10 protein-coding genes are annotated in these 14,879 nt (G+C 45.0%); 3 read left to right on the forward strand and 7 right to left on the reverse strand.

What is annotated here, in order from left to right; genetic code table 11:
- Nucleotides 1–70: 70 nt before the first annotated feature.
- Nucleotides 71–1,732, reverse strand: coding sequence for an ABC1 kinase family protein (locus F7R58_RS02710; protein WP_158063427.1), 1,662 nt, complete (start codon nt 1,730–1,732; stop codon nt 71–73).
- Nucleotides 1,733–1,891: 159 nt separating this feature from the next.
- On the opposite strand from F7R58_RS02710, the gene polA reads away from it, so the two are divergent.
- The 3 genes from polA to F7R58_RS02725 all read left to right on the forward strand — a co-directional run bounded on the left by polA (nt 1,892) and on the right by F7R58_RS02725 (nt 8,031).
- On the forward strand, nt 1,892–4,738 hold the full coding sequence (polA, locus tag F7R58_RS02715; protein WP_158063428.1) for a DNA polymerase I: 2,847 nt from the start codon (nt 1,892–1,894) through the stop codon (nt 4,736–4,738).
- A 26-nt stretch (nt 4,739–4,764) separates the two neighbouring features.
- The gene (locus F7R58_RS02720; RefSeq protein ID WP_158063429.1) at nt 4,765–5,037 is read left to right on the forward strand and encodes a YciI family protein; all 273 of its coding nucleotides are present in this window, start codon (nt 4,765–4,767) and stop codon (nt 5,035–5,037) included.
- A gap of 126 nt (nt 5,038–5,163) precedes the next feature.
- Nucleotides 5,164–8,031 carry a M16 family metallopeptidase gene (locus F7R58_RS02725; RefSeq protein ID WP_158065356.1) on the forward strand — a complete coding sequence of 956 codons (2,868 nt, stop codon included), beginning with the start codon at nt 5,164–5,166 and terminating at the stop codon, nt 8,029–8,031.
- 28 nt (nt 8,032–8,059) lie between these two features.
- Here the strand turns inward: F7R58_RS02725 and F7R58_RS02730 are convergent, their stop codons facing one another.
- From F7R58_RS02730 to F7R58_RS02755, 6 genes are all read right to left on the reverse strand, one after another.
- A complete protein-coding gene (locus F7R58_RS02730; RefSeq protein WP_158063430.1) occupies nt 8,060–9,064 on the reverse strand; it encodes a polysaccharide deacetylase family protein in 1,005 nt (334 codons plus the stop codon).
- 26 nt (nt 9,065–9,090) lie between these two features.
- A complete protein-coding gene (locus F7R58_RS02735) occupies nt 9,091–9,579 on the reverse strand; it encodes a hypothetical protein (protein WP_158063431.1) in 489 nt (162 codons plus the stop codon).
- 75 nt (nt 9,580–9,654) lie between these two features.
- Entirely contained in the window at nt 9,655–10,170 is a 516-nt protein-coding gene (locus F7R58_RS02740) for an O-acetyl-ADP-ribose deacetylase (protein ID WP_158063432.1), read from the reverse strand.
- 63 nt (nt 10,171–10,233) lie between these two features.
- On the reverse strand, nt 10,234–12,378 hold the full coding sequence (locus F7R58_RS02745) for a S46 family peptidase (protein WP_158063433.1): 2,145 nt from the start codon (nt 12,376–12,378) through the stop codon (nt 10,234–10,236).
- Between the two features lie 126 nt (nt 12,379–12,504).
- Nucleotides 12,505–12,693 carry a hypothetical protein gene (locus F7R58_RS02750; RefSeq protein WP_158063434.1) on the reverse strand — a complete coding sequence of 63 codons (189 nt, stop codon included), beginning with the start codon at nt 12,691–12,693 and terminating at the stop codon, nt 12,505–12,507.
- 143 nt (nt 12,694–12,836) lie between these two features.
- On the reverse strand, nt 12,837–14,843 hold the full coding sequence (locus F7R58_RS02755; RefSeq protein WP_158063435.1) for a heavy metal translocating P-type ATPase: 2,007 nt from the start codon (nt 14,841–14,843) through the stop codon (nt 12,837–12,839).
- Nucleotides 14,844–14,879: the final 36 nt, after the last annotated feature.

Here is a 14,879-nt window from a genome sequence, read left to right on the forward strand (position 1 = left end):
AACCAAAAACGGTAGAAGTTTTCTCTACTCTCTACTCTCTACTCTTTATTCTTTCTTCTTTCCTCTTTGGTCACTCTTTCTTCTTCCTATAATGTTCATCCCGAAACATAATGTTATAAACCAGATATAAGCCCAGACTGATTGCGATTATAAAGAAAATGAATGGCAGGATGCCATAGCCTAGTATCGAATAACTGGATGGAATACGCATCAGCAGAGCGGCACCAATGATCATTGCAGCAATGATCAGTCCGGAAGTGATTCTGTTCGCCACTTTCTGGAAACCGTCTGTCAGCCGGTCTTCATCCAGTGCCTGGATCTTCAGTTCAAATTCATTGGCAGCCAGTCGCTCGGTAATCTTGTTAAGACGTCCGGGCAGGTTTTCGGCCAGCTTTTTATTGTCCAGCAGGAAACCGTAGAAATTTTCCGGCTTCAGTTCCTGTTTCATTTTCTGGTTCACCATTTTCTCCATAAACCTCCGTATGGCCTGCTGCAAATCGTACTTCGGCGTCAACACGGCAATAATCTGGTCCAGGTTCAGCAGGATCTTACCAAGGATGTTGAGTTCTACGGCGAGTTTAATACCCTGATCTGCTGCAATTCGGTTCATTTGCAGCAACACACGGCCGGTTTCCATGTCCTCCGCGTTGGTACTTGTGCTGTCCATTACCAGCCTGTTAATGTTCTTTCTGAATGAATCTACATTGGCTGTTACATTATCAAATTCGCTCATTTCCAGCAAAGCTTCGCTAATGGCATCACCATCCTTTTTGCTCATTCCTACCAGCAGCATCATGATCTTTTCCTGAAGCTTGGGACTGAATTTAGCCACCATGCCCAAATCCATCAGAGCTACTTTATTGTCCGTTGTTAGGTGAATGTTACCGGGATGCGGATCGGCATGCGCGAAACCGTCTACGATAATCTGTTTCAGATAGGCTTCTACAAGATCATCGATGAGTGGGTTGAAATCTACTTCCGTGCGGATGAGTTTTCCGAGTGAAGTAATTTTCTTGCCTGCAATAAAATCCATCGTAAGAACCTTGGACGAAGAATATTCAGCCACAGGAGATGGAATGATGAGGTAATCGAACATCTTAAGGTTTTCTCTTAGGATGGTCAGATTCTGAGCTTCCTTATTATAGTCCAGTTCATTAAGCAGGATATAGCGGAGTTCCTCTATGATGTCGTTCAAAGCATACTTCCGGGCTGCCTTGGAATGTGAGACCGCCAAATCGGCCATTTGCTGCAGTGTATCCAGGTCTTCCAGAAAATTCCTGCGCACTCCGGGGCGCTGTATTTTAACAGCAACTATCCGCCCTGAGTGCAGTACTGCTTTATGCACCTGCCCAATAGATGCGCTGGCCAGCGGCACGGGATCAAATTCAACAAAAGCCTTTTTTATGCGGACGCCAATTTCCTCCTCAAATATCTTTTCCACTTCTTCATAGGAGATGGTTTCCACATCGTCCTGTAGGTTTGCCAGTGCTTTCAGATAATGGTCCGGCAACAAATCAGGCCGTGTGGAAAGCAACTGGCCAAGTTTTACATAAGTTGGTCCCATTTTCTTAAGATCTTCCACCAATTCCTCAGGCTTTTGGCTGAATTCCAGGTCTGTTTCGGCCTCTTCCTTCAGGGCTGTGTTTGCGGTGGATTTTACGATATCGCTGTCGTAATATTTCAGGATGAAACTGAAAAATTTGGTATAATTGCTGAGTTGCTCCATGGCCATAAGGATGTTTTCGCACTTTACAGAAAAAAATGTACCACAGGCAATTTTTTTTACCTGAAAGGTCGTGCTGCTTCCGGAGTTTAAAGAGGTGGTAATTTCGTAGGCTGCTGAAGGTCTCTTTCCCAGCAGCGAATTAAACCAATTTCCTATCTTTGCTTCATGTCACACAACAACGATAAAAGGCTCTTTCTCATTGATGCCTATGCCATGATTTTCCGTGGATATTACGCTCTAATCCGCAGTCCGCGAATGACGAGTGACGGCAAGGATACTTCCGCGATTTTTGGATTTACGAACTCGCTTATCGAACTGATCCGCCGGGAAAAACCTTCGCATTTAGCCGTGGTTTTTGATGTGGGTGTGGCAAGTGTAAGAACTGTTGATTTTGCTGATTATAAGGCCAACCGAAGTGAAACCCCGGAAGCAATTACCATTGCCATCCCATACATTCACCGTATTCTTCAGGCTATGCATGTACCCATCCTGGGTGTGGAAGGCTATGAGGCGGACGATGTGATTGGCACCATTGCCTGCAAGGCTGAAAAAGAAGGTTATACCACTTATATGGTTACCCCCGACAAAGATTTTGCGCAGCTGGTCACTGAAAAAATAAAAATCTACAAACCGGGTATCAAAGGCGCGGAATTTGAAATCCTGGGTGTGGAGGAGGTGAAAGCCAAATATGAGATTGAAGATCCAAAACAGGTCATTGATTTCCTGGCCATGATGGGCGATTCCGTAGATAATATCCCCGGACTTGACGGTGTGGGCGAAAAGACCGCCAAGAAGTTCCTGAAGGAATACGGTAATATTGAAAATCTGCTGGCAAATACGGATCAGATCAAAGGAAAGCTCCGCGAAAAAGTGGAAGCAAGTGCGGAGCGCGGAATCCTTTCAAAGAAACTGGCCACTATTATCTGTGATGCGCCAATTGAGTTTCATCAGGAACAGTATGATCTTGAAATCCCGGATTTTGAGCAGGTTAAATCTGTTTTTGATGAACTGGAGTTCCGGCGTCTATACGAAAACCTTTACCGGGCTTTCGCACCTTCAGCAAATGAGAACAGTGAGGTTAACAAACTTGCCGGCTTTGAGCAGGTGAATGTAAATAATGCTGATGAATCCCGGACTGCCGGACCGACCCAGCTGGATCTTTTTGCCAATTATGAAGAGCTGGACAGAGCAACCGAAACCAAAACCACAATTGAAAGCAATGACCATCTTTATCAGTTTGCGGATACGGCTGCAGCGCAGGAACTGTTGGTAAGCAACCTGCTGAAGCAGCGTGCAGTAAGTTTCGATACTGAACTCAACTCGCTGAATGAAATGGAGGCAGATATCGTGGGCATCAGCTTCTGTTACCGCAAAGGACTGGCTTATTACGTGCCGCTTTCGGAAAACCGTGATGAGGCTTTGCAGACGCTGGAAAGATTCCGTACGTTTTTCGAAAAGGAGGATATTGTAAAAATAGCCCACAATCTGAAGGTAGATTTCAAGATCCTTCAGCAATATGGTATAGATGTACAGGGAGCCATGTTCGACACAATGATCGCGCATTACCTGCTGAACCCTGACGGCCGCCATGGTCTTGATTATCTGTCGGAAGTTTTCCTGCAGTACAAACCTGTCGCTATCGAGACACTCATTGGCAAAAAAGGCAGGAAACAGGGCACCTTACGAGATCTGTCCGTGGAAGAGCAGACCGCCTTCGTGGCCGAAGATGCCGATATTACCTGGCAGCTGTACGAACTATTTGCGCCTCAGCTCAAAAAGGAAGACCTGGAAGATCTTTTCTATAAAGTTGAAATGCCGTTGATGGAAGTTCTGGCAAAGATGGAACTGGAAGGAGTGTCGCTGGACCTGGCATGGCTGCAGCAGGAGAGTAAAGACCTGGAAGAGGATCTGCGCGCGTTGGAGAAGAAGATATTTGAACTCTCGGGCGAAGAGTTCAACATGAATTCACCGCGCCAGCTGGGCGAAATTCTTTTTGACAAACTGCAACCGGATCCAAAAGCCAAAAAGACGAAAACAGGCCAGTACGCCACCTCCGAAGATATTCTGCAGAAACTTTCATCCAAACACGAAATCATAAAGCATATCCTGGAGTACCGAACCTATCAGAAACTGAAGTCCACGTATGTGGATGCGCTTCCGCAGCAGATAGACAAAGATGACAACCGTGTGCACACCACTTTTTCCCAAACCACGGCTGCGACCGGCCGTCTGGCAAGTGTGAATCCCAACCTGCAGAATATTCCAATACGAACTGAGCGCGGGCAGCAAATCAGGGGTGCATTTGTAGCCGGTGAGGGGAAGAAAATTATTTCGGCAGATTACTCCCAGATTGAACTTAGACTTATTGCGGAGATTTCCAATGAGGATAATATGATCCAGGCATTCCGTAACGGTGAGGATATTCACGCATCTACAGCCTCTAAACTCTTCAATATTCCTTTGGAGGAAGTCAGCAAAACCCAGCGCAGCCAGGCCAAAACCGTCAACTTTGGGATTATCTATGGGCAGGGTGCTTTTGCGCTGGCCGAGCAGACCGGTCTTTCCAGAACTGAAGCTAAACACATGATCGAAGCTTATTTTGAAACCTATCCGCAACTCAAAAAATATATGTCGGAACAGGTAAAGAAAGCGCAGGAGCAGGGTTATGTGGAAACAGTACTGAAGCGCAAAAGGCATTTGAAAGATATTAATTCTGCCAATTTTGTGGTGAAGGCTCATGCGGAAAGAAATGCCGTGAACGCACCGATACAGGGAAGCGCCGCGGACGTTATAAAACTGGCCATGATTAAAATAGATAAGAAGTTAACGGAACGGAATATGGAAACCAAAATGCTTCTGCAGGTTCATGATGAACTCCTTTTTGAAGCACCTGTTGAGGAGGTAGAGGCAGTAACCGAACTCATACGGACCGAAATGGAATCGGCGCTGGAAACCAAAGTTCCCCTGCTTGTGGAAGTGGGAGCCGGCGCAAACTGGCTGGAAGCACATTAACATTAATTTTAAATAAATAATTGGAAATGAAAGCGGTACTTTTTTACGGAACCAAACCGGATATCACCATGGAGAGGGTTATGGAAGTTTACCCAAGGCATGCTGCCGTGGTAGACGATTTTAAGAATTCCGGAAAAGTTTTGGGCATAGGCCCCTACGGTAACCCGGGGGAAGGCTCAATGGGAATATTTATTGACAAAGCTTCAGCTGAGGAATTCAGTAGAATAGACCCGTTCGTGCTGGAAGGAATTGTTTCCGAAATCACCATCAGGGAATGGAATGACTCGCTGTTGGGATAGCTTAGCTTGAAGTGAAATTTCTAAAATAAAGCATTCCGCCGCGGAATGCTTTTTGTGTCAGATTCCTGCGCAGTACTGATGGCTAACGGATTAGGAGCCGATTATCCAATATAAATATAAATATTGATCTTGAAAACAAAATATACCGCCGTTTCGCACACAGATGCGAACGGTTACAGATACATCATTGTTGAAAATGATGAAAACGATGTAAGGATTTACACGCTTAAGAACGGTTTACAGGTTTACCTGGCTCAAAACTTCGACGCCCCGCGTATACAAACCTATATTCCGGTTCGAACAGGCAGCAATAATGATCCTGCTGACAATACCGGACTGGCTCACTATCTGGAGCATATGATGTTCAAAGGGACTTCAAAGATAGGCACATTGGATTGGGAGAGTGAAAGCGCGTTGCTGGAAGAGATCGCTGAACTTTACGAGCAGCATAAAGCTGAAACAGACCCAGAACGGAAAAAAGACATTTACAGGAAAATTGATGAGGTTTCCCAGCGGGCAAGCAAGTTTGCTTTGGCCAACGAATATGACAAGTGTATTTCAGCACTGGGCGCATCCGGAACGAATGCCCACACCTGGCTGAATGAGACCGTTTATAAGAACAATATTCCGAAAAATGAACTTGAACGATGGCTAAAGATTGAAAAAGAGAGGTTCAGCGAACTTGTCCTGCGCCTGTTCCATACCGAACTGGAATCAGTGTATGAAGAGTTCAACCGTGCGCAGGATCACGATGGGAGGCTGGTCAATAATGCGCTTATGGAACTGCTGTTCCCGACTCACCAGAACGGGCAGCAAACAACGCTTGGAAAGGCAGAACACCTGAAGAATCCTTCCATGAAGGCCATACACCGTTATTTTGACGAGTTTTATGTGCCGAACAATTATGCCATGGTCCTGGTGGGCGATCTTGAATTTAACGAGACCATCCGCCTGGTTGATGAATATTTCGGTGAATTCAGTTACCGCGAACTGCCTGCTAGAACTCCTGTGGTGGAAGAGCCTATGACGGGCATTGTGAGCCGCATGGTAAAAAGTCCTACGGTGCCGAGACTGCAGCTGGCCTGGAGAACCGACAGCTATGGAACAGATGAAGCCTTGCTGGCAGATCTGACCGCGCACATCCTAAGCAATAGTGGCGAAGCCGGGCTTTTGGACCTTCACATCAATAACGCACAAAAAGCACTTTATGCCACAGCATATGCCACCGCATATAATGAATATGGCTATTTTTCAATAGTTGTAGTGCCTAAGGAGGAGCAGACTTTGGATGAGGCTAAAGAACTTGTCCTGGCAGAACTTGAAAAAATAAAGCAGGGGGATTTTCCGGAATGGTTGCTGCCTGCCATCATCAACGACTTCAAGGTACAGCGTGTGAAAGGTCTTGAAACTGCTGACGGTCTGGCTACAAACCTCTACCAAACTTATATCCGAAAACAAACGTGGCAGGACGAACTTGCGGAAATGGACAGGTATGAATCCATCAGCAAGGAAGAAATTGTTCAGTTTGCCAATAGGTTTTTCCTTGATAATTACGCCATTGTTTACAAAGAAAAAGGGGTGAACGAAGATCTTTTGCGTGTAGAAAATCCCGGAATTACGCCCGTGACCATCAACCGGGATGCCGAATCAGATTTCTTAAAATCTTTGCTGGCAGAAAAAACAGAAGACATCCAGCCCGAATTCATCGACTATAAAAATGAAATTGAAGTGATGGTGCAAGACGGTGTAAAATTCAGTTTTGTGGCAAACCGTTTCAATAATCTGGCGCAGGTACACTATATTTTTCCCTTCGGCAGTGATCATGACCGCGAACTTGCCCTGGCCACACAGGTGCTGCAGTACCTTGGTACTGCGGCTATATCGCCGGATGAACTGAAGCAGGAATTTTATAAAATCGGGATATCGCATGAATTTAAGACCGCACCGGATCAGTTAACTATAAGTTTAACCGGTCTTGAAGAAAATATGGTTAAAGGTGTGGAACTTCTGCATCACTGGATTCAGGATGCCTTACCCGACGGGGCTGTTTACGATGAATATATAGAAACCATACTGGAGAGCCGCAATGCCGCAAAACGTGATAAGGGCAGGATTATGCGTGCACTTCAGAATTATGCGAAGTTCGGCACGGAATCGCGTTCCCGTGACGTAGTTTCTGAGCAAAGACTGCGCGAAATTACCTGCAAAGAACTTACGGACAAGTTAAAGGAACTTTTGTCCTTCCCTCACGAGATCTTCCTGTACGGGAACAGCATGCAGGATCTTAAAGCGGCCTGCATACCATTTCTCAGAAAGATCACTGCCACAGTTCCGCAAAGAAAAATATACCCCCAGCCGGAAACGGGAGGCAAAGTATACTTTGTAGATTATGACATGGTGCAGACGGAGCTCAGTTTGCTGGGACGCGCGGGAAAGGTAGATACTTCCACTTTTGGACGCATTAATGTTTTTAATGAGTATTTCGGCAGCGGTCTTTCCTCCATTATCTTTCAGGAACTGCGTGAAAGCAGAAGTTTGGCCTATTCGGCTTACGCTGTTTATCACTCGTCACCCGAATTACAGGACGCGGACTACATTACCACTTATATCGGTACGCAACCGGACAAACTGGAAACTGCAGTGCAGGCTATGGAAGAGTTAATGGTGAATCTTCCGAAATATGAGGCACAGTTTGAAAGTGCCCGGCAGGCTACTCTGAAGCAACTGGCCTCCGGCCGTGTAACAAGGACCAATATTTTCTTCAATCATCTCAGATTGCAGAAGCTGGGCATTGACTATGATTTACGGAAAGATATGTATGCGGAGGTGGCAGAACTTACCCTGGACGGACTGGAAAAATTCTATAAAGAAAAAATTCAGCCTGTAAAATATAATGTCGCTGTAATGGGGAAACGTGAGAACCTTGATCAGGAAGTCCTGGGACAGATGGGCACTGTCAGTGAGCTTACGCTGGACGAAGTTTTTGGCTACTAAGAGAAAATTTTTTCATTCAAAAACCTCATTATTTACGGATAATGAGGTTTTTCTTTAGCGGTGCCTTCAGGCGGAAGTAAGCTGTTTCCCTGCGCAGGATAGTGGCCGCCGCATCATGTTCCATAGGAATTCTTTGAAGATTTTGGATGAAGGAATCGGTTTTGATTCCGGCCGTGCCGAAACTGTAGACATGGGGATACCTTTGGTACATCTGCTCGAAGAAAGATTTGCTTACGCCATAATCCGTGAAGGGAAATGCGAATGCATCCTGCAGGAAACCGTTCGTTTTCATGAAATCCAAACTTCGGAATGTGGTTTCCAACTGCTCATCAACAGTCAGTTCTGAATAATAAGGATGATCCCAACTGTGCGCTCCAATGCCAAAGCCTTTACTTTTGAGTTCCTGCAGCTGGGTGAGGTCCAGATAGGGTTTATTTACCCGGATGTATTCAGTAAAATTAAGGCCAATGGATTCGGCAATCAGATCCAGCAATGCCCGCCGTTTATATGCGGTCTTTAAAATATAATGGCTTATTTCCTGTACGCCGGCATTTTGTAAACCGCTTATACTTTGCAGCAGTTTCAGATCGGCTTGTTCAGTTTGGATTTTTTCAACCAGCAGACTGGCCTTACACCGAAAAAGCATATCCTGCTGATCCACAAACGCAGGATTCACAAAATTTACCGCATAAATTCCTTTTCGTTCCAGAATTGGAGCTGCGACATGCAGAAATTCGGAAAGACCATCATCAAAGGTTAGCAGAGCCACTTTCTTACCCACCGGAACTCCGGATTTCTTAGACTTTGTGAAGCTCTGCCAGTCTTCTGCAAAGATGAAATGTTTCAGCAGGTAATCAAGATCTTTTTCAAACTCCTTTTCAGACTTTACCCGATACAAATGCTTCAGATGAGGCAAAGGTTGATCCGAAACCGTGTGATAAAGAGGAATACAGTAATCCAGCGGGTAGTTTTGGGCGTTCAGTGGACCCGAAAATTTAGACACGAGATTGATGACTAGGTCTTTAAAAGGCATATTCAAATATAAGTAAAGATAAGCTGTCAAACCTTCGTACCTAACCTTTGGTCTTCAATCTGAAGTGTTCCCAAACGTTCGCGGTATATGCTGATGACTTCCAACAGCTCTTCAGGTGTGAATTCCAGATACCTGTGATTAAAATTATAGTTTTCTTCGTTGATGCGCAGGAGGTTCTTCCTGGTAATAAGCGTTCCGCGCCTTTGTGTACGGGTCTTGACAGTTCTGTAAACGATCCGTAACTCGTAAATCTGATCCCATTCGTAAAAATCCTTTCCGTAAACCGTAATCCCTTCGGCAGTAAGCTTGACTAAAACCTTATTTTGGGTACGGATCATCTCGATAATAAGCAGGACGGTGAGAGGCACGTAATATGCAATTGCCAGGAAGGTGATGAGGTGGCGCGCCGACTCGGTGAAAAAGAAAACGAGCAGGAGCGGCGTGAAAAGCAGAAAGGCTTTCAGATAATATTTCAGCAGAACCTTCAGCGAAGCTTTTATATAAACGGGATTCATTTTGCCTAAAAATAGTCAAAAGGAGGTGGTCCCACAAGGTATTGACTTTAACCGCCCAATTTCAGTAGTATGTAACTAGGTCGGCGAGGAGAGTATATTTTGGTACAGTTTATAATTTTCATCATCAAAACAAACAAAAATTATCTTACCGATACTTCGATTTTGGATGAATTCCTGAGCCGCAGTTACCGCAATGCGGGCGGCACGTTCCTTTGGAAATCCGTAGACTCCTGTGCTGATGTTTGGAAAGGCAACCGTCTTACAGCCATTTTTTAAGGCTAAGTTCAGGGAATTCACATAACAGTTGGCCAGCTGCGCGTCCTCACCATTACTTCCGCCCTTCCACACCGGCCCTACGGTGTGGATGACGTACTTTGCCGGAAGTTTGCCGGCGGTTGTAATTACAGCTTCCCCGGTCTTGCAGCCACCCTGGCGTGCAATAATTTTCCGGCAATCTGCCAGAATTTCAGAACCGCCGGCACGGTGTATAGCGCCATCCACACCTCCGCCACCCAGAAGTGAACTGTTGGCGGCATTAACAACGGCATCGCAGGTAATTTTAGTGATATCTCCCTTAATCAATTCAATCATATTCAAAGCTAAAAAAATCCCGCGACAAAAGCCACGGGATCTGTGATATGAGTTATGAAAATCTTATTTGACGATTTTCATTTCATCGATAAGCCATTTTGCATCGGCATACTTATCAATGATGAAAAGAATATATTTGGTATCAACCATAATGTTCCGGCTGAAACGGGGATCGAAGTTAATGTCACTCATGGTTCCTTCCCATTGTCTGTCGAAGTTCAGACCGATCAAGTTACCATTTGCATCAAGGGCCGGACTTCCGGAATTACCACCGGTGGTATGGTTGGTAGCCGTGAAGTTGACAGGAACATCGCCAGTCTTATCCTTGTAAATGCCGTAATCTTTGGAATTATACAGGTCGATGAGTTTTTTCGGAACATCAAATTCATAATCTCCAGGGATATATTTCTCCATAATTCCCGCCACGTGGGTCTGATAGCCATAAGTTACAGCATCCCTTGGATTGGATCCCTTCACCTGACCGTAGGTTACACGCAGGGTAGAGTTGGCATCAGGGAAGAACTGACGGTCCTTATCGGTTTCCATTTGCTGGGCCATGTATTTTTTCTGAAGCACATCGATTTCAGCCTGAAGTGAAGAAACTTTGGCATCTGTAGAAGAAAGATAGGCTTCTCTCATTGCCGCCGCCAGTTTCAGTAACGGATCATTTTTCAGCGTCTTTATCAGTTCCGTTGGATTCGCAAAAACCTTATTGATGTCAGTATCCACAGTAGCACCGTTAAATGCTTTTCTGCCTGTAATAATGGAGTTTTTGGACCATTCCTCGATTACCGGGATATTCTTCTTATCGTCCTTGTACTGGCTAAAATTTGCAGGAAGGAATTGCTGTGGTGTCTTATTGGCATAAAGTGCAAGCAGTTCAGCAGTTACGACAGCATCAAGCTCACCACTGTAATTTTTGTAAAAACCTGCTAAACGGTCAGTGAAGGCAGTCATGGTCTTGCTGTCTATTTTCCCGGCTTCATAATTCTGCATAAAACTTAAATACTGATTAGCCAGGGTAAGTGTTTCTGCGTTCCGCACCACTTCGGTATAGTACGCTCGGTTCAGGGCGTAAGGAGCCTGTTCAGTATAAAGTCGGTTCAGGCCGTCAATGGTAGGCTTGATCTTAGCGTTTTTGGCAATCAGTGACTGCTCATAGCGCTGCTTTTTACCCACGGCATCCGATTTTTTAAGGCCTTCCACTTCGCCTATCCATTTTTTCCAGTAGTTGGCAATGGAAGCGTACTTGGAAGCATATTTAATACGGGTGGCGGCATCTGTACGCATTTTAGCGTCAAGTGTTTTCAGTGCTACCTCACGAACTGAAATCATGGCCGGGTCAATCTCGGTCATTACTTTTTCCACTGCAATAGCCGGAAGATATTCTGTTGTTCTGCCCGGGAAACCAAAAACAAAGGTAAAATCATTTTCCTGCTTGTCCTTTATAGAGACCGGAAGGAAATATTTCGGTTTGTAGGGAATATTATCTTTGGAATATTCCGCAGGCTTGTTGTTCTTATCGGCATAAATCCTGAACATCGCAAAGTCGCCTGTATGACGTGGCCATACCCAGTTGTCCGTATCAGAACCGAATTTCCCGATGCTGGACGGCGGTGCACCTACCAAACGGACATCTTTGTATGTCTCAATTACATATGCGTAATATTTATTGCCATAATACATAGGTTTTACAACCACCTTTTGCCAGGGCTCAAGTTTGAAAGCGGCTTTGGCTTTTTCAATGTTTTTATTAATCAGCTCTTCAGCTGCTTTTCCTTCCAAATTTTGAGTGCCGGCCAGCACTGTTCCGGTAACTTCCTTTATGTCAGCAATAAAATCAACTGTAACTCCCGGATTTGGCAGTTCGCCGGTCATGTTTTTGGCCCAAAAGCCATCTGTAAGATAATCGTTCTGAACTGAACTGTGACTTTGGATCTGTCCGTAACCACAGTGATGATTGGTGAGCAGAAGCCCCTGAGGCGAAATAATTTCCGCAGTACACCCACCATTGAACTGAACTACTGCATCTTTAATACTTGGTTTGGAAGTGTCAAAGATCTGTTTTGCGGAAATCTTCATTCCCAGTTGCTTCATCTCCTTTTCATTAAGCTCGGTGGGAATCCACATTCCGCCGTACTGCTGCCCGAAGGCCAGGGCTGCAGGAAGTAAGAGTGCTGTTATCAGCACTTTTCTTGTATTAATCATATATCCTGAATTATTTTTCCGGTTAAGAGACCTATAAGTCTCAGGTTTAAACAAAATTGCCCTAAAAATACAGAATTTTAGGGACTTGGGAAAACCGTTCTCGTGAAGACCTGCACCCCTAAAAAACTACTTAGTGGCTTTTTTTTCCAGCCGGGCAGCGGCACTGCACGAAATCTCCATGAGAACTTTCCAATCGCTCTTATGCCGGAAAGGTATGGTATACCATCCACCCATAGGTCTGCCTTCTGCCGGAGTGAAAACACTGACTCCCGAAAGCTTCTCGGCTCTACTCAGGGTTTCGCCTGATAGTTTCACAACCAAGAAATCCCCCCCAAAATATGGCACCGGCTTTTCCGTTTGGCATTTTTACACAAAGGGCACCAAACATTTTTCCTGGTTTGGCTTCAGGAATCTGTGTGGTCAGTTCATTAAAATAGAGTTCTGCGTCAGACATTGTTTTATTTATTTGATGAAAAATTCTTGTGTTGTATCCTCACTGCGTTCAGTATTGCTAATAGTGCTACGCCCACATCCGCAAAAACAGCTTCCCACATCGAAGCTAAACCGCCCGCACCCAAAATCAGTACGACCGCTTTTACGCCAAATGCCATGATGATGTTTTGCCAGACTATCTTTTTGGTTTCGCGACCTATCCGGATTGCCATTGGGATCCGGGAAGGCCTGTCGTCCTGAATCACCACATCAGCAGATTCAACAGTAGCGTCGCTGCCAAGTCCACCCATGGCTATTCCCACATCGCTCAAGGCGACCACAGGGGCGTCGTTTACGCCATCACCAACAAAGGCCACGCTTTTCTGCCCGGATTTAAGTGCCTTTACTTTAGTGACCTTATCTTCAGGTAACAGATCACCATAAGCATCCGTAATGCCAATTTTATCTGCAACCTCCTTTACTACAGCTGTTTTGTCGCCGCTAAGCATCGTAATATTGACACCCAGTTTTTTAAGTTCTTTCACCGCATCGGCTGCATCTTTTTTAATCTGATCGGAAATAGTAAGATATCCAGCGAATTTCCCGTCTACAGCAACAGCCACAAGTGTGTCTGAAATGGATGAATGTTCAATTTGATGATCAATATTAAATTTGTCCATCAGCTTAAAATTACCGGCCAGATATTCCTTTCCATCTAAAATTCCTCTTAATCCATGTCCGGCAATTTCTTCAAAATTCTGTACTTCTGTATGGATTAAAGGCCCTACAAATTCCCGGATTGCCGTCGCGATAGGATGGGTAGATTTGCTTTCAAGCGTGTTGATACGCTGTAAAACTTCATCTTTGTTAAAACCTTCCCGAATGTATACTTCCTGAACCTTAAAAACACCTTCTGTCATGGTTCCGGTTTTATCCATAACTACATGCCTTATACCTGCCAGTACATCCAGGAAATTACTTCCTTTAAATAGAATACCGTTCCGGCTGCCGGCGCCAATGCCCCCAAAATATCCGAGAGGAATGGAAATGACTAAAGCACACGGGCAGGAAATTACGAGAAACACAAGCGCCCGGTACAGCCAGTCCCGGAATTCATAATCAGCTACCAAGAAATAGGGTAACAGACAGATGGACAATGCGAGTACGACGACGATGGGCGTGTACACTCTGGCAAATTTGCGTATAAAAAGTTCGGTTTTCGCTTTTTGGGAAGTGGCGTTCTGAACCATTTCCAAAATGCGTGACAGTTTTGAATCTTCGTAGGGTGTGGTAACTTCTACCAGAGACAAAGTGTTGACATTAATCATTCCCGCAAGCACGATATCGCCGCTTTTATATGTGCGGGGCTTGCTTTCACCTGTGAGCGCAGCGGTATTGAATGATGCCGACTCGGTAATCAGTTTTCCGTCCAAAGCCAGTTTTTCACCCGGCTTTAGTTGGATCATCTGTCCATTTGCTGCACTCTGAGCTTTAATGAGTCTCGGAATTTTGTTTTCTATAACCGTCACCTCATCCGGCCGTTGGTCCAGCAGCGACTTGATGTTCAGTTTGGCCTTTTGGACAGCCATAGCCTGGAATACCTCGCCTACAGAATAGAACAGCATTACGGCCACGGCCTCCGGATATTCGCCAATAGCAAAAGCACCAATGGTTGCAATGGTCATCAGGAAAAATTCAGAAAAGAAATCGCCGTGCTTAATACTGTGCCAGGCTTCCCTTATTACCGGAAAACCGACCGGTATATAAGACGCCAGGTATAATGCCAGTCTTAAGCCCTCATTTAACCAGTCTGGCTTCAGTACATACTGAAGCAGCAGTCCTATACTAAGTAACGTTAGTGATATAATGGCAGGCAGAAAGTGCTGAACAGTTGTTTTTTCGCCCGAGTCGTGGCTGTGGTCGTGATTATGACCATCTTCTGTTTTATTCTCGTTTTTATCTTTAGGAGATGGTCTAGTATTAGGGCCGTTTTTCTGCGGTTTTTCCTCAATACTGCAGCATTCTTTTGACATAATATAAGGGGTATTTTATGCAAGATACAAAACCGG

The sequence above is a fragment of the Chryseobacterium sp. genome, from assembly GCF_008831505.1.
Taxonomy (GTDB): Bacteria; Bacteroidota; Bacteroidia; order Flavobacteriales; family Weeksellaceae; genus Marnyiella.